14 protein-coding genes are annotated in these 15,319 nt (G+C 64.9%); 5 read left to right on the forward strand and 9 right to left on the reverse strand.

Features of this window, described 5'->3' with window-relative positions; translation table 11 throughout:
* Nucleotides 1-47 precede the first annotated feature (47 nt).
* The 3 genes from JKP78_RS13035 (at nucleotide 48) to nhaA (ending at nucleotide 3,859) form a co-directional block, all read left to right on the forward strand.
* Nucleotides 48-722, forward strand: coding sequence for a COG3650 family protein (locus JKP78_RS13035; protein WP_186690479.1), 675 nt, complete (start codon nucleotides 48-50; stop codon nucleotides 720-722).
* 103 nt (nucleotides 723-825) lie between these two features.
* Nucleotides 826-2,433 carry an NAD(P)/FAD-dependent oxidoreductase gene (locus JKP78_RS13040; RefSeq protein WP_170031825.1) on the forward strand — a complete coding sequence of 536 codons (1,608 nt, stop codon included), beginning with the start codon at nucleotides 826-828 and terminating at the stop codon, nucleotides 2,431-2,433.
* Between the two features lie 250 nt (nucleotides 2,434-2,683).
* A complete protein-coding gene (gene nhaA, locus JKP78_RS13045) occupies nucleotides 2,684-3,859 on the forward strand; it encodes a Na+/H+ antiporter NhaA (protein WP_200626786.1) in 1,176 nt (391 codons plus the stop codon).
* 70 nt (nucleotides 3,860-3,929) lie between these two features.
* Here the strand turns inward: nhaA and JKP78_RS13050 are convergent, their stop codons facing one another.
* The gene (locus tag JKP78_RS13050; RefSeq protein WP_009684613.1) at nucleotides 3,930-4,394 is read right to left on the reverse strand and encodes a glycine zipper 2TM domain-containing protein; all 465 of its coding nucleotides are present in this window, start codon (nucleotides 4,392-4,394) and stop codon (nucleotides 3,930-3,932) included.
* Between the two features lie 146 nt (nucleotides 4,395-4,540).
* On the opposite strand from JKP78_RS13050, the gene JKP78_RS13055 reads away from it, so the two are divergent.
* On the forward strand, nucleotides 4,541-4,774 hold the full coding sequence (locus tag JKP78_RS13055) for a hypothetical protein (RefSeq protein WP_170031831.1): 234 nt from the start codon (nucleotides 4,541-4,543) through the stop codon (nucleotides 4,772-4,774).
* A 183-nt stretch (nucleotides 4,775-4,957) separates the two neighbouring features.
* On the opposite strand, the gene pdxH is transcribed toward JKP78_RS13055, so the two are convergent.
* From pdxH to dinG, 5 genes are all read right to left on the reverse strand, one after another.
* Complete coding sequence (pdxH, locus tag JKP78_RS13060) at nucleotides 4,958-5,605, reverse strand: pyridoxamine 5'-phosphate oxidase (RefSeq protein WP_186690481.1); 648 nt, start codon at nucleotides 5,603-5,605, stop codon at nucleotides 4,958-4,960.
* 18 nt (nucleotides 5,606-5,623) lie between these two features.
* On the reverse strand, nucleotides 5,624-6,601 hold the full coding sequence (locus JKP78_RS13065) for an OmpA family protein (protein WP_186690482.1): 978 nt from the start codon (nucleotides 6,599-6,601) through the stop codon (nucleotides 5,624-5,626).
* A 99-nt stretch (nucleotides 6,602-6,700) separates the two neighbouring features.
* Nucleotides 6,701-7,846 carry a serine hydrolase domain-containing protein gene (locus JKP78_RS13070; protein WP_186690485.1) on the reverse strand — a complete coding sequence of 382 codons (1,146 nt, stop codon included), beginning with the start codon at nucleotides 7,844-7,846 and terminating at the stop codon, nucleotides 6,701-6,703.
* Nucleotides 7,847-8,101: 255 nt separating this feature from the next.
* Nucleotides 8,102-10,336: a beta-galactosidase gene (locus tag JKP78_RS13075; protein ID WP_200626895.1), complete on the reverse strand. Its 2,235-nt coding sequence runs from the start codon at nucleotides 10,334-10,336 to the stop codon at nucleotides 8,102-8,104.
* Nucleotides 10,337-10,415: 79 nt separating this feature from the next.
* A complete protein-coding gene (gene dinG, locus JKP78_RS13080; RefSeq protein WP_186690487.1) occupies nucleotides 10,416-12,560 on the reverse strand; it encodes an ATP-dependent DNA helicase DinG in 2,145 nt (714 codons plus the stop codon).
* Nucleotides 12,561-12,658: 98 nt separating this feature from the next.
* Here dinG and JKP78_RS13085 point away from each other — a divergent pair, with 98 nt between their 5' ends.
* Nucleotides 12,659-13,123 (forward strand): CopD family protein, encoded by a 465-nt coding sequence (locus JKP78_RS13085; RefSeq protein ID WP_186690489.1) that lies wholly within the window; start codon nucleotides 12,659-12,661, stop codon nucleotides 13,121-13,123.
* 147 nt (nucleotides 13,124-13,270) lie between these two features.
* Here the strand turns inward: JKP78_RS13085 and JKP78_RS13090 are convergent, their stop codons facing one another.
* From JKP78_RS13090 to JKP78_RS13100, 3 genes are all read right to left on the reverse strand, one after another.
* Complete coding sequence (locus JKP78_RS13090; RefSeq protein ID WP_200626787.1) at nucleotides 13,271-14,029, reverse strand: collagen-like protein; 759 nt, start codon at nucleotides 14,027-14,029, stop codon at nucleotides 13,271-13,273.
* Nucleotides 14,022-14,297 (reverse strand): DUF1145 domain-containing protein, encoded by a 276-nt coding sequence (locus JKP78_RS13095; RefSeq protein WP_170031852.1) that lies wholly within the window; start codon nucleotides 14,295-14,297, stop codon nucleotides 14,022-14,024. Before JKP78_RS13095 ends, JKP78_RS13090 begins: the two co-directional genes overlap by 8 nt.
* A 218-nt stretch (nucleotides 14,298-14,515) precedes the next feature.
* Nucleotides 14,516-15,208: an OmpA family protein gene (locus JKP78_RS13100; RefSeq protein WP_186685084.1), complete on the reverse strand. Its 693-nt coding sequence runs from the start codon at nucleotides 15,206-15,208 to the stop codon at nucleotides 14,516-14,518.
* Between the last annotated feature and the right edge of the window lie 111 nt (nucleotides 15,209-15,319).

Genomic DNA, 15,319 nt, shown 5'->3' on the forward strand with positions numbered 1-15,319 from the left:
GAGTAACGTGGCCAGCTCTTTGGCAAAGATTCTCCGGAGCTCGCCCCATGCGCCTCACTCCCACCCTGCTACTCACCGCTCTGTTGCCCTTGTTCGGTGGTTGCCAGCTCATGGCCGACGCCCCCAGCGACCCGAACATCGGCACCACGCGCATGCAGGGCGAACTGCGTGCCGCCGGTGGCCAGCTGCTGTTCAAGCCATGCAGCGAAAGCCGCACCTTCGTGATCAACGACGTCGCCGCCACTGGCATCCTGCAAGAAGCCGCCAACCTGGCCAAGGATGCCAACGACAAGCTGTTCGCCGATGTCCGTGGTCGCCTCACCGGCAGCAAGCAGGCCAGCACCGACGGCCAGCTGGAAGTACGCCAGCTGTATCGCCTGGAACCGTCCATCCGCGCCTGTGAAGACCCCAACTTCAAACAGTTGACCCTGCGTGCCAACGGCCATGAGCCGGGCTGGGACATCAAGGCCAGCGGCAAGGGCATGGTGCTCAACCGCATCGGTCAGCCCCCCCTGCCCCTGCCGTTCCTCGAAGAGCAAGTGCCCGGTGGCGGCCTGACCCTGACCAGCGAAGCCAACGGCCAGCACGTGGAACTCTGGGCCGCGCCGCAACGCTGCGTGGACAGCGCCACCGGCGCCATCTATCACCTGCGCACCGAACTGCGCATCGACGGCAACACCCTGCAGGGCTGCGGTTACTACGGCGGCGCACGCGACAACTGATCGCCGGGTGCTTTTATCCTGCCAGTCGGGGTGGCGAACAGCTTATACTTGGCGGTTTGTGTAAAGCCGCCGGCCGCCCATGGCCGGGATACTGGACCCTGCCATGCTACGAATCACCGAACTGAAGCTGCCCCTGGACCATCCCGACGAAGCCCTGCGTGAAGCCATCGTCCAGCGCCTGGGCATTCGCGACGAGCAACTGCTCAGCTTCAACCTGTTCAAGCGCAGCTACGATGCGCGCAAGAAGAACAGCGAGCTGCTGTTCATCTACACCATCGACCTGGAAGCCAGCAACGAAGCCGAGCTGCTCAGCAAGTTCGCCGACGATCGCAACATTGGCCCGGCGCCCGACGTGACCTACAAGTTCGTCGGCCAGGCCCCGGCCAACCTGCAGGAACGCCCGATCGTGGTCGGCTTCGGCCCGTGCGGCATCTTCGCCGGCCTGCTGCTGGCGCAGATGGGCTTCAAGCCGATCATCCTCGAACGTGGCAAGGAAGTGCGCCAGCGCACCAAGGACACCTGGGGCCTGTGGCGCAAGAGCGTGCTCAACCCCGAGTCCAACGTGCAGTTCGGCGAAGGCGGCGCCGGGACCTTCTCCGATGGCAAGCTGTACAGCCAGATCAAGGACCCGCAACACCACGGCCGCAAAGTGCTGGAAGAGTTCGTCAAGGCCGGTGCGCCGGACGAAATCCTGTACATCAACAAGCCGCACATCGGTACCTTCCGCCTGACCGGCATGGTCGAGCAGATGCGCCAGGACATGATCGCCCTGGGCGCTGAAGTACGCTTCCAGCAGAAGGTCACCGACCTGCTGATCGACGACGGCCAACTGACCGGCGTGGTGCTGGAGAGCGGTGAGCAACTGCACTCGCGCCACGTGGTGTTGGCCCTCGGCCACAGTGCCCGCGACACCTTCCGCATGCTGCACGCCAAGGGCGTATACATGGAAGCCAAGCCGTTCTCGGTGGGCTTCCGTATCGAGCACCCGCAAACCCTGATCGACAAGGCGCGCCTGGGCAAATACGCCGGCCACCCGAAACTCGGTGCTGCCGATTACAAGCTGGTGTACCACGCCAGCAATGGCCGTTCGGTGTACAGCTTCTGCATGTGCCCAGGCGGCACCGTGGTCGCCGCCACCAGCGAACCAGGCCGGGTGGTCACCAACGGCATGAGCCAGTACTCGCGCAACGAGCGCAATGCCAACTCCGGTATCGTCGTCGGCATCGACCCCGAACGCGACTACCCCGGCGGCCCGCTGGCCGGCATCGAACTGCAGGAACGCCTGGAAGCCCATGCCTATGTGATGGGCGGCAGCAACTACCAGGCCCCGGCACAACTGGTGGGTGACTTCGTCGCCGGCCGGCCCTCGACCGCGCTGGGCAGTGTCGAGCCGTCCTACAAGCCAGGCGTGACCCTGGGCGACCTGGCGCCGAGCCTGCCAGACTTCGCCATCGAGGCGATCCGCGAGGCATTGCCGGCGTTCGACCGGCAGATCAAGGGCTACAACCTGCACGATGCGGTGTTGACCGGGATCGAGACACGTACCTCGTCGCCATTGCGCATCACCCGCGGTGAGGACTTCCAGAGCCTGAACCTCAAGGGGCTGTTCCCGGCGGGTGAAGGGGCTGGGTACGCGGGCGGGATTCTGTCGGCAGGCGTCGATGGTATTCGCATTGCCGAGGCGGTGGCGCGGGATATGCTCGGCCTCTGACGGTTCATGGCCTGTGAGGGCGCTTTCGCGGGCAAAACCGCGAAAGCCGCCCTGTAGGCGCAAGAAAAATCCGAGAAAACATCAGACTTCCCTTGCCCCCTATTTCCCATTCTGCATCTAGGCTTCCTCCAGCCCAGCCCAGTAACAACATATAACAAAAAAGAATATAGTTTTTATTTTAAAGCATATCTTCACAGGCTAGGGTGTACGCCATTTCCATCCGTAACTGCCCATGGAGAGCCTATAGCCCGTGCGTAGCCTGTTAGCCCGTTTCCTCCAGCTCGAAGCCGCCAGCGGCCTGCTGCTGATCGCTGCGGCCATATTGGCCCTGGTCATCAACAATTCGCCGCTGTCATACCTGTACAGCGGCCTGCTCGACGTGCCTGTCGCCGTACAGGTCGGCGCGTTGCACATCGCCAAACCATTGCTGTTGTGGATCAACGACGGCCTGATGGCGCTGTTTTTCCTGCTGATCGGCCTGGAAGTGAAGCGCGAGGTGGTCGACGGCCACCTGTCGAAACCGTCCCAGGTAATCTTGCCTGCCACCGCTGCCGTGGGCGGCATGGTGATACCGGCACTGATCTACTGGTTCATCAACCGTGACAACCCCGCAGCCGTGGCTGGTTGGGCAATCCCCACCGCCACCGACATCGCCTTCGCCCTCGGCGTGCTGGCCCTGCTGGGCAAGCGCGTGCCGGTGTCGCTGAAACTGTTCCTGATGACCCTGGCGATCATCGACGACCTGGGCGCGATCATCGTCATTGCCCTGTTCTATTCAGGCACCTTGTCGAGCCTGTCGCTGTTGCTGGCCGCCGCCTGCCTGGTGGTACTGGTGGCGCTGAACCGGCTTGGCGTGGTCAAGCTTGGGCCTTACATGATCGTTGGCCTGATCCTGTGGGTCTGCGTGCTCAAAAGCGGCGTGCATGCCACCCTGGCTGGCGTTGCCCTGGCGCTGTGCATCCCGCTGCGTACTCGGCATGCCGAGCGCTCGCCATCGCTTGCCCTGGAACATGCCCTGCACCCGTGGGTCGCCTACGCCATCCTGCCGTTGTTCGCCTTCGCCAATGCCGGTGTATCGCTGGCAGGCATCAGTGTGGACAGCTTTACCCACCCTGTGCCACTGGGCATTGCCGTCGGGCTGCTGCTGGGCAAGACCGTGGGCGTCTTCGGCTTGACCTGGGTCGCGGTCAAACTGCGCCTGGCCGCTTTGCCTGCGGGTGCCAGCTGGGGCCAATTGCTGGGCGTGGCGATCCTCTGTGGTATCGGCTTCACCATGAGCCTGTTCGTTGGCTCACTCGCCTTTGTCCCAGGCAGCAGCGAGTTCGCCGGGATGGACCGCATGGGTATTCTCACCGGTTCGTTCCTTGCCGCCGTGTTCGGCTACGCCGTAACCGCCATGGCCAGCCGCAAGCCCAGCGCTGGTTGAGCTGACCACGGCATGAAAAAACCCCGACTGGCGTGCAGCCATGTCGGGGTTTTTTCTTGTTGCGCTACGGTCAGTGCGAGACGCGGCTGGTACCGTCGACGGTCATGATGCGTACGCGGTCGCCAACGCGGAAGATCTCGTTCTCCTGCACCGCCTGCACATAGGCGCGCATGCTGCCATCGTCCTCGCGCACGGTGATTTCCACGCCCTGGGTACGGGTCAGGCCTTCTTCGGCCGCGGAACCGGCCAGGCCACCGGCAACAGCGCCAATCACGGCAGCCACGATGCTGCCACGGCCGCCACCCACGGCGCTGCCGGCCACGCCACCGACGATGGCACCGGCGCCGCCGCCGATCGGGGTCTTGGTACCCTCGATCTTGACCGGGCGCAGGGATTCGATGGTGCCCATGCGCACGGTCTGCACGCGGCGGGCCTCATCACGGGAGTAGCTGTCACCGGTCAGGCTCGAGGCACAGCCACCCAGCAACAACGACATGGTGGTGAAGGTCGCCACCAGCAAAGCGGATTTACGCATGGGTAAAGTCTCCATAAGTCGGGTGCTCATTAGACGCTGCACGTTGACGACTGTCACGGTACAAACGCAATAAAGTTGCTTTCATTCAGCCGAGGTACAGCCTGCCTGGCTGTATCAGGCCATTTCAAGTGAGACCAAGGATAGCCATGGATTACTTCATCGTCGTGGTTGCCACCGTTGCCGGGCTGTATTTCCACGGGTGGTTGTATGTGCGCATGCGCCGCTGGATGGACCGTGACCTGGCGCTGTCGCTAGCCGGGGCGGACCCTGGCAAGCGAGCGTACATGCTGCAAAAGCTGGAACAGGCGCGGCTGGAGAAGGTGCGGCGCAAACAGTTGGCGGGGTGGCTGGAGCGCGAGGCGGCGGGGTATCCGGGGTAGTCTGATCGATTGTCGGGGCTGCTGCGCAGCCCATCGCGACACAAGGCCGCTCCTACAGGGAACTGAGCTACACCCCAGATATTGGACACCTGTTCATCATCTGGGGCGCAGCTCAAACGCGTCCGTTGCTGGGGTGCGACCCCGGCCTGTGGTGTGCAAGGGCCGCAAGGCGGCCCCGCAATGTCAGGGCGCCAGGCGCTCGCGCAGCCATTGCCCATCGACCAGGCGGTAGTTCAGCCGGTCATGCAAGCGGCTGGCCCGGCCCTGCCAGAACTCGACCCGCTCCGGCAGCAACCGGTACCCGCCCCAATGCTCCGGGCAATGCGGCTGGGTATCGGAGAAGCGCGCCTCGGTGGCCTTGACCAGGCTTTCCAGTTCCTCACGGCCGGCAATCACCCGGCTCTGCGGCGAGGCCCAAGCGCCCAGGCGGCTGCCCAATGGACGCACCTGGTAGTAGGCATCCGATTCCTCGGCCGTGACCTTTTCCACCCGCCCTTCGATGCGCACCTGACGCTCCAGCGCCGGCCAGAAGAAGGTCATGGCGGCGTAGGGGTTGGCCAGCAGTTGCTGGCCCTTGGCGCTGTCGTAGTTGGTGAAAAAGGTGAAACCACGCTCATCGAGCCCCTTGAGCAGCAAAACGCGGCAATGGGGGCGGCCGTCGGCATCGACGGTGGCCAGGGTCATGGCATTGGCTTCTACCGGTACCTGCTCGGTTTTCACCGCATCGGCGAACCACTGGTGGAACAGGGCGAACGGCTCCGCCGGGGCCTGGGCTTCGGCCAGGCCATCTCGGGTGTAGTCGCGGCGCATATCAGCCAGGGATTGGGTCATTGCTGCGTTCCTTGACGATCAGTTGGTCTTCGCAGGGCTGTTGGCAGCTACTTTCTTGTCAGCGGTAGCTTTCTTGGCCACGGGCTTGGCCGGGGCGGCTTTTTTCTTGGCCGCAGTCTTGGCTGGCGCCTTGGCCTTGGCTGCAGGCTTCTTCGCCGCAGCCTTGGCCGCCGGCTTGCTGTCGGCAGCCTTGGCGGCTGGGGCCTTGGTATCCTGCACCGCCACCATCGAGGCTGGCGCCGGGGCCGGGGCGGCTTGCTGGTACTTGGCCAACAGCGCAACCATGGTGTTCTGCGGAGTCAGCAGCATTTCCACGCGACGGTTCAAGGCGCGGCCCTCGGCACTGTCATTGGCCGCGCGCGGCATGACCGAGCCCATGCCCTTGAGGTTCAGGCGGTCACGCTGCAGGCCGCTGAGGCGGAAGATGGCCGACACCGAAGCGGCGCGCTCCAGGCTGAGCTTCTGGTTCGCCGCTGCGGCACCGCTGCTGTCGGCATGGCCGAGCACCAGCACGGCAGTCTTGGCATCGCCTTCGACGGTCTTGGCCACGCGGGTAATCGGGCCCAAGGACATCGGCAACAGCATGCTCGGGCGGTCAGGGTTGTATGAGCTGTCCACTGGGAGGGTCACGGCCAGCACGTTGTCGCGGCGCTCAAGCTCCAGCTTGCTGCCCTTGATGGCTTCACGCAGCTTGGGCTCGTATTCGTCCAGCCAGGCCTGGGTGGCCTTCTCGTCGATCTTGGGCACCACCGGCCCCTTGGCCTGCTTCTGCTCACCACCGAATGGCCACCACCAACGGCTGGCGCTCTCGGACTTGGCGTCGGCCTTGGCCACGTTTTCAGTAACGGCTTGCTTCACTTCCTGCTCGGCAACCTTGTCCGAACCGAAGGGCCACCAGCTCGAGCCGCTGTCCTTCGAGGCGTCCTGGGGGTGACTGGCGCAGCCGGTAACGGCGGTCAGGCACAGGGCGAGTGCTAAGGTTTTATGTGAAGACATCAGCGATACACCATGAAATAGAAAGAAATTTTGCCCACACACTTCAGGCATTGGCATTGAGGATAGTCAAAGGGATGCGGCAATACCCGCATTACCCGATCAAAGGCAGCCTGCGAGCACGCGCACCAGCTTCTGGGCCCGTGGGTCCATGAGCACGTATGGGCCAAGGGTATTGACCACGAAGCCGAAGGCGACATCGTACTCCGGGTCGGCGAAACCGACCGAACCGCCGGCACCGGGGTGGCCGAAGGCGCGCGCGCCGAGGCCGAAAGTGGCATTGGCCACCTCGGGCTGGTCGAGCATGCAACCCAGGCCAAAACGGGTCTGGGTGAGCAAGGTGCGGTCCTGGCCGAGGCTGTGCTCACGGGTCAGTTCATCGAGCAGCTCGGATTCGAGCAGGCTGCCATCCAACAGCCCGGCGTAAAAGCCCGCCAGGCTGCGCGCGTTGCCATGCCCGTTGGCCGCAGGCTGCTGCATGCGCCGCCATTCCGGCTTGTTGGTGCTGGTAAGGATGGCTGGCGGATTGGTGAAGGCACGGGTCGAAAGCGCCTCTGGCTCGCGCATGGTCACCTGCAGCAGGCGCTGCGCCGCGGCATCCCCGGGGTTGCCCTTGCCACGGGCGATATGCGCCACGCGGTAAAATTCTTCGTCGGCCAGGCCGACATGGAAATCCAGCCCCAATGGGCGCGCAGTACGGGCCACGATCGAGTCGCCAGGGCCACGACCATCGGCGCGGCGGATCAGCTCGCCGATCAACCAGCCGTAGGTGATGGCGGCATAGCCGTGCTCGGTGCCAGGTGCCCACCAGGGCGTCTCGGCGGCCAGGGCAGCGACCATGGCCTGCCAGTCATACAGGGCTTCGGCCGGTAGCAACTCGCGGATGGCCGGCAGGCCGGCACGATGGCTGAGCAGCTGGCGCAGGGTGATAGCCTGTTTGCCGGCCTGGGCGAACTCGGGCCAGTAGTTGGCCACCGGAGCGTCCAGGGCCAGCTTGCCCTCACCGACCAGTTGCAGGGCAGTAACCGCAGTGAAGGTCTTGGTACAGGAGAACAGGTTGGCGATGGTGTCGCTGTGCCAGGCCTGCTGGCCATCCTTGTCGGCACTGCCGGCCCACAGGTCGACGACGGTTTCGCCACCGACCTGGATGCACAGCGCGGCGCCACGCTCCTGGGGATCATCGAACAGCGCGGCGAACGCCTCGCGCACGGCTTCGAACTTCAGCTCATAGTGACCCTGGATCTGCACCCGCTGTTCTCCGTACGACCATTTCCGAAAAATGGTGTGCATTGTTTCAGTAGTTTGGCGTTTTGCAAACTGGCTTGGGCTGGGTGGTCGCGACGAATGGTGCCACCAGCCGCGCCACGTCCCCTCCAGGAGCAGCGGCCTGGTGTCGCGATGGGCTGCGTAGCAGCCATGGGTGCCGCGTTGGTGCCGAGATTGCCGGGGCCGCCTTGCGGCCCTTTCGCGACACAAGGCCGCTCCTACACAGGCCTGTCTGAGTTATGGGGCAGGCTTTTCCAGCTCGGCGCGCAGCTGGCCCATGGCCTGCAGGTTGCTCTTGCGCACGGCCTCGACAAACCCCGGATAAGGCATGTCGGTGATCGCTACCAGCCCGAGATGGCCGTTCTCGCCATCGAGCAACCGCCCGCTGGCCGGCTGATCGAGATACTGGAACCAGTGCGCGCCGACGATCATCGGCTGTGCCAGCGCCGCCTTGAGGAAATTGCCGTAGGCCGGGCCACGGTCTTCTTCCCGAGCCAGCTCCAGCGGCCCCGGCCAGAACGGCCCACGGTCACGCGAGCCGAACTGGAACTCGGACACCAGCACCGGCTTGTCCAGCTCGGCCAGGCTGGCGAAGTCGTAGCCATCCTGCGGCTTGAGCGTATAGAAGTTGAAGCTGAGCACATCGCAGAATTCGGCACAGGCCTTGACCGCCTCGGGCGTGCTGACCGCATACCGCCCCCCCAGCAACAGGTGATTCGGCGCATGCCACTTCAACGAGTCGGCAATCGTCTTGAAGTAGGTTTCGGCAAACACCTGCTGGAAATACTGGTAGTCACGCTCGATTTCCGGGTGCTCCGGGTTGGGCAGCGGCGCTTCGAAGCCCGGATCCTCCATCAGTTCCCAGGCGCTCAGTTCGATGCCCCAAGCCTTGGACAGCCCCTCCTGGTTGCGGTACTTGTCGCGCAACTGCTTGAGGAAGGCGCGCTTGGCCGGCACATCGGTGGTCAGGCGCAGCGTGCCGTAGGCCAGGCCGTAGCGTGCCTTGGGGTCACTGCCGGGGGCGGCCCAGGCCAGTTCATTGTCGGCGAAATAACCGATCAGCCAGGGGTCGTCACGGTGATCGCGGGCGGCAATGGCCACGGCGCGCTCGGTGGCCATGGCAAATCGTGGGTCGAACGGGTCGGGCATGCTGCCCCACCAGTCCATGCCGGTGCTGATGCTGGCGTAATCGCCCACGATCGACAGCGGCAAGGTGTACGGCATGCGCCGGGCCTGGCCCAGGGCCGGCTCGCTCCAGTTGCCGAGCGTGTTGAACCCCCAGGCCTGCAGGCGGTCGAGCGCATGCGCCTGCCAGCGGGCGGCATCCAGCTCTGGCGGTGGGCAGTTGGCCGGCTGCCCGCCTGCTGCCGGCGGGCAAGGTTTGCCGTAGGTGCGCTGCAGGTTGGCGGCATAGAAGTCGAACCAGCGCCCCTGCTTGAAGTGGCGCCCTTGTGACGAGGCATTGCCGTCGTCGTTGTTGCCTTCGCCATAGAAGGCGGCCAGCGCATCACCTTGGCCCGGCAAGGCCTTGAACATGCCCTCGCGGCCGGTGACGTAGGTGCGCCCGCCATCCGCGGCCACGGCATTCACCCCCAACGAGTAGAACGGGTGCCCTTCCGGTGTCACCAGGTACCAGCGGCCATCGCGCTTTTCCGTACGGAAGAAGCCTTTGGCCTCGAACGCCGGCCCGGCCAGCAAGCCACCGTAGGCGTCCAGTTGCTGTTTGCCACGTTCTGCCAGCCAGCCCTTGAGCTGTTGCTGCTCACGCGTATCGGCTGCCTTGAGCTGTTCGTCGTCAGCCACTTTCTCTGGCCAATGGCCCCGCGTGGACTGGCCATAGGCATCGATCAGCTCACGATAGGCCGCCTGGTAAGCCTGGTCGTCATCCTGAATGCCAACCCGCTCGATCAACAAGCTCTGCGCCACCTTGGGGCTGGGGATGCTCAGGCTGACCGAGGCCACCTGCTTGAGGTCTACCGCACCGGCGCTGCTGGCCAGCAACAAGCGCTGGCCTTCATGGGCCCAGGGCATCGGTGGGCCAGCGCGCATGCCCTGGCTGAGCGGCGAGCGGGCCGTCAGCGGTACCATCACGGTCTGGGCAGGGCCGGCTGGCAAGTCGATGCGGCTGGTCAGCGCGCTGCCATCGCTGCCCTGCACCGTGACATCCACGGTCAGGGCCCAGTCCATTGCGCTTTGCAGGCGCAAGGTCAGGAACTGCCCAGCGGACCAGTCCCACACCCCGCTTTGCGGGCTCAGGCGCAGGGTTGGCCGCTGGGCCGGGTTGAACACCACCCGTCGCAACACTTCGCCTTCAGCCGTCTGCTCCGCATTGTACTGGGGCATGCCGGCATCCTCGGTCAGCACATTGACCACCGAGGCTGGGCGCACGAAGCTGAAGAGCGTCTGCTGCCCCGCCAGCAAGGGCGAGCTGAACAACAAGGCGAGAACGGCGGGCAAGGTGCGGCGGACCATAAGGCTGAAGCTCTCCTTCAGGGCCTTCATGGCCCACGACTGAGTGATGGACAACGCGCCGGAGCAAGTGCTCCGGCAGTCAGGCAATCTCCCGCCGGAACGGCGGCAGCGCATTGAGAATAGCCTTGCCATAGCGCTGGGTGACCAGCCGCCGATCAAGCAAGGTGATAACGCCGCGATCCTGTTCGGTTCGCAGCAGGCGACCACAGGCCTGGATCAGCCGCAGCGAGGCATCGGGCACCGCAATTTCCATGAACGGGTTGCCACCACGCGCCTCGATCCACTCCGCCAGTGCCGCTTCGACCGGGTCGTCGGGTACGGCGAAGGGGATCTTGGCAATCACCACGTGTTCGCAGTAGGCCCCCGGCAGATCGACCCCCTCGGCAAAGCTGGCGAGGCCGAACAGCACACTGTGCTGGCCATCGTCGACCCGCGCCTTGTGCTTGTTCAGGGTTTCCTGCTTGGACAGGTTGCCCTGGATCAGCACCAGTTTGCGCCAGTCCCGGTCGAGGCCATCGAACACATCCTGCATCTGCTTGCGTGAGGAGAACAGCACCAGCGCACCACGGGCATCCTCGACGATGCTCGGCAACTCGCGGATGATCGCGGCGGTGTGCGCCGTGGCATCGCGCGGGTCGGCCTTGAGGTCGGGGACCCGCAGCAAGCCGGCATCGCCATGCACGAACGGGCTCGGTACCACGCAGGTGACCGCATCACGCGGCAGGCCCGAGCGCATGCGGAAGCGGTCGAACTTGCCCAGCGCGGTCAGTGTCGCGGAGGTCACCAACGCGCCGTGGGCAACGTTCCACAGGCTGCGACGAAGCATATCCGCGGCCAGGATGGGGCTGGCATTGACCTCGATATCGAACAGTGCACCGCTCTCGGCCAGGGTCAGCCAGCGGGCCATGGGCGGGCTGTCTTCGGGGTCTTCGGCGGTAAACGCCGTCCACAGTTCCCAGTTGCCCTGGGCGCGGGTGACCAAACTGCCGAACAGCGGATACCACTCCTCGGCCTGGTGGCTGGCGATACCGATGTTGACCTCGCCGTCCATGCCTTCCTTGAGCAGGTCGGCCAGCCGGGTGAACAGGTCGTTGAGGCGGGCGAAGCCCTTTTTCAGCTCGATGCCCACTTCGCGAATCTGCTCGGGCACCACGCCGCCTTCGAAACGGTAGCGCGGGCGCTCACGGCCTTCGTTGTCCTCGCCGGGACGGAAATCGGCCACCTGCTCGCACAGGGTGAACATGAACTGCTGCTGGGTGCGCACCTCCCGCGCCAGTTCGGGCACCTGCTCGATGTACTTGCCCAGGTCGCCGGGCAACGGGTGCTGGGCCAACAGCTTGGTCAGGTTCTTGGCAGTCTGCTCCAGCCAGTCGGCGGTGGAGCGCAGGCGCGAGTAATGGGCGAAATGGCCAATGGCCTTGTCTGGCAGGTGGTGGCCTTCGTCGAACACGTACATGGTATCGCGCGGGTCGGGCAATACCGCGCCGCCGCCCAGGGCCAGGTCGGCCAGGACCATGTCATGGTTGGTGACGATCACATCGACCTTGCCCATGCCTTCGCGCGCCTTGTAGAACACGCACTGCTGGAAGTTCGGGCAATGGCGGCCGGTGCACTGGCTATGGTCGGTGGTCAGGCGTGCCCAGTCCTGGTCTTCCAGGGCTTCTGGCCAGCTGTCGCGGTCGCCGTCCCAGCGGTTGCCGGCAAGCTTCTCGATCATGCTGTTGAACAGCTTCTGGCTGCGCTCGTCGACTTCGATGCGGAAGCCTTCTTCCTCGAACAGCTGGGCGGTGGCCGACTGGGCGTGCCCTTCCTGCAGCAGGATGTCGAGCTTGGACAGGCACAGGTAGCGGCCGCGGCCCTTGGCCAGGGCGAAGCTGAAGTTGAGCCCGCTGCTGCGCATCAGGTCGGGCAGGTCCTTGAACACGATCTGCTCCTGCAACGCCACGGTCGCCGTAGCGATCACCAGGCGCTTGCCGGCGGCCTTGGCAGCCGGAATGGCGGCCAGGCTGTAGGCCACCGTCTTGCCGGTACCGGTGCCTGCCTCCACCGCCACCACGGCCGGTTCGCCAGCACGACGGCCTTCGTCGTCGCAGGCGATGTCGCCGAGCACCTTGGCCACTTCGGCGATCATCAGACGCTGGCCATAGCGCGGCTTGAGGCTCTTGGCTTCGAGAAAACGCGTATAGGCGCCCTGGATGGTGGCTTTGAGTTCGTTGCTGATCATGGTCTGCAGGCGCCCGCCGGGCTGGATATATTTTCAGTGTTTCGCATGGGGCGGCTATCATACCCCGCTCTTGCCCTTTGTGCCGCATGGAGATCCGGATGCTTGCCTTTGCCCTGCCCTACACATTGCATGTATTAGCCGCCCTGGTGTGGGTTGGCGGCATGTTCTTCGCCTGGCTGGTACTGCGCCCGGCAACGGTTGCAGCCCTGGAAGGGCCTGCGCGCTTGCGTTTGTGGGTGGAAGTGTTCCGACGCTTCTTCGGCTGGGTCTGGCTGGCCGTGGCGATTTTGGCGATAAGTGGTATCGGCATGTTGCACATGCGCTTCAGCGGCTTCGAGACCGCACCCAAGTACGTGCAGGTGATGATGGGTGGCGGCATCGCCATGTTCGCCCTGTTCATGCGCGTCCAGGCGCTGCTGCTGCCGGAACTGAAAGCAGCCGTGCAGGCCGAGGACTGGCCGACGGGTGCAGCGGTACTCGGGCGGATTCGGCGGATGGTGGGGATCAACCTGCTGCTGGGCCTGACGGTGGTTGCCGTGGCCAGTTCGCGCCTGATGGCCTGACGGGTTGCCCCCCTGTTAGGAGCGGCCTTGTGTCGCGATGGGCTGCGCAGCAGCCCCATAAATCAATGCAAAAACGCTGAAATCGGGGGCTGCTGCGCAGCCCATCGCGACACAAGGCCGCTCCTACAAGGGGATGCAGCAAGGCTTCTACAGGCGTTGCAGGATCAACTCACCGGTCGCCCCCGGCGCCCCTGGCTGACCCGGCTGCCCCGGGCGGCCATTGGCCCCGGCCTCGGTGCTGTACACCAGGCAGCCCTTGCTGGCCCCGCCCTTACCTGCCTTGCCTGGCGCCCCGGCCTTGCCCGCTGCGCCGCCGTCCAGGCGCACCACGATGCGCTCCTGCGGGAAACCCTGCGGCACGCTCAGGCGAATGCGCCCACCCGGTGCACCATCCTGGCCGTTGCCGCCGTCGTCGCCATTGGCACCACGGCTGGCCTGGCCCCAGGTACAGCCGCCGGCCTGGCCGTTGGCGCCATCGAGCCCCACATACCCGGGAGCACCCGTGCCACCACGGGCATCGATCGCCAGCCGCTCGGCATCCAGTTCGGCCAGCTTGAGGTCCAGGCTACGCCCCGAACGCGCGGCCCGCTGGTACGTGCCCGCCGCGCCTGGCGCACTGAATTCGCTGCCCTCGGCCAGCCGTGCACTGCGCGCCTCGATCAGCAACGGGCTGTCGGACGGCGCAATGGCGATACGCGCGTCCCGCCCCAACTGCAGCTGGTCGACCTTCAATTCCGCCAGCGTGGCCGGCAACAACAGGGTGGCGGCATCGGCCACGCGCAACTGCGCAAGATGCACAGTGGCCGACTTGTTTGGCAGGCGCAGCATGGAGTTGGCTGCCACCTCCAGGCTCTCGGCCTGGGCCAGGGGAACGGCCAGCATGGCCAGCAACATCAGATTACGCATTTCGCGGCGCCTCCTGCGCACGGGGGATGGACATGACATGGAAGATACCCGTCAGCAGGATCTGCAACCGATCGAACCAGCGATGGCTGCGCCCGCGCAGGCTGCCATTGAAGAACAGCACTTCGAGCACGTGCAGGCCGAGCAAGGCGATACCCGCAGCATTGATCAGCAGATTGAACGGCAAGGGTTGCGGCATCAATTGATTGAAAAACACCACGCCCCAGAATGCGACCGTCAGGACCTTGCCCAGGCCCAGGATGAATTTCATATCCCGCCCCCATGGATTGTTGTTATGTCGAGACGCCCGTTCGAGCGGGCCGTGCGAACCACATTAACTGCAATGCCAAGGCAGGCGCCAGCGCCGCTTGGTGGAGAGGCCGCGCCATCCGTCGCTTGCAGGCGTGCCACTGACGGTGCCGCTGGCCACGAGCGGCTGTCGCCGCGGGACGCGCCCGTGCCACTGCTCAAGGCACGGGCGCAGGCGCTCTAACGCTGGATCTTGATTTCGGTACGGCGGTTCATGGCACGCCCCTCGGCCGTGGCGTTGTCTGCCACCGGCTGGGTTTCACCGGCACCGACCACCGACACGAAGCTGCTGCGCGGCACACCGCTCTCGACCAGATAATCGGTCACCGCGTGGGCCCGCCGCTCGGACAGCTTCTGGTTGTATTGGTCGGAGCCGACGCTGTCGGTGTGACCGCTGACGCTCAGACGGGCGGACGGTGCTTCCTGCTTGAGCCGGGTGGCAACGGTGTTGAGGCGCTCCTTGTCGCTGGCGGTCAGGCGCGCAGAATCGAATTCGAAGTGCACATCGCGGATGACGATGACTTCTTCCTTCTGCACCACCACTTCCTCGACCACCGGTGCCGGCTCAGGCGGGCAACCGTTGGCATCCACCTGCACGCCGCGCGGGGTGCCGGGGCACTTGTCACGGCTGTCCGGCACGCCGTCGCCGTCCTCGTCGCCATCGCCATGGGCCCAGCAGTAGCCTGCCGCCAGGCTACCGCCCACCAAGGCACCCCAGCCAGCCCAGCTGGAACTCTCGATGGCGCCCAAGGCAGCGCCGCCTACACCCCCGACGGCAGCACATTTCGGCCAGTCGGTCTTTTGCAAACCTGCACAACCAGTCAACACACTGGTGAGCAGGACCAGGGGTATCGCTGTGCGTACTATGCTCATTTCTTTGCTTCTCCTAGGGGGAATCGGCATAAGGCCGATCTCTCGGAGTAAAGACCGCGCATGCCATCCCTGCCAGCAATAAGCCACGACGCGGTCACATGCCTCTTTGCC

The sequence above is a fragment of the Pseudomonas sp. LAM2023 genome, from assembly GCF_016620375.1.
Taxonomy (GTDB): domain Bacteria; phylum Pseudomonadota; class Gammaproteobacteria; order Pseudomonadales; family Pseudomonadaceae; genus Aquipseudomonas; species Aquipseudomonas anuradhapurensis.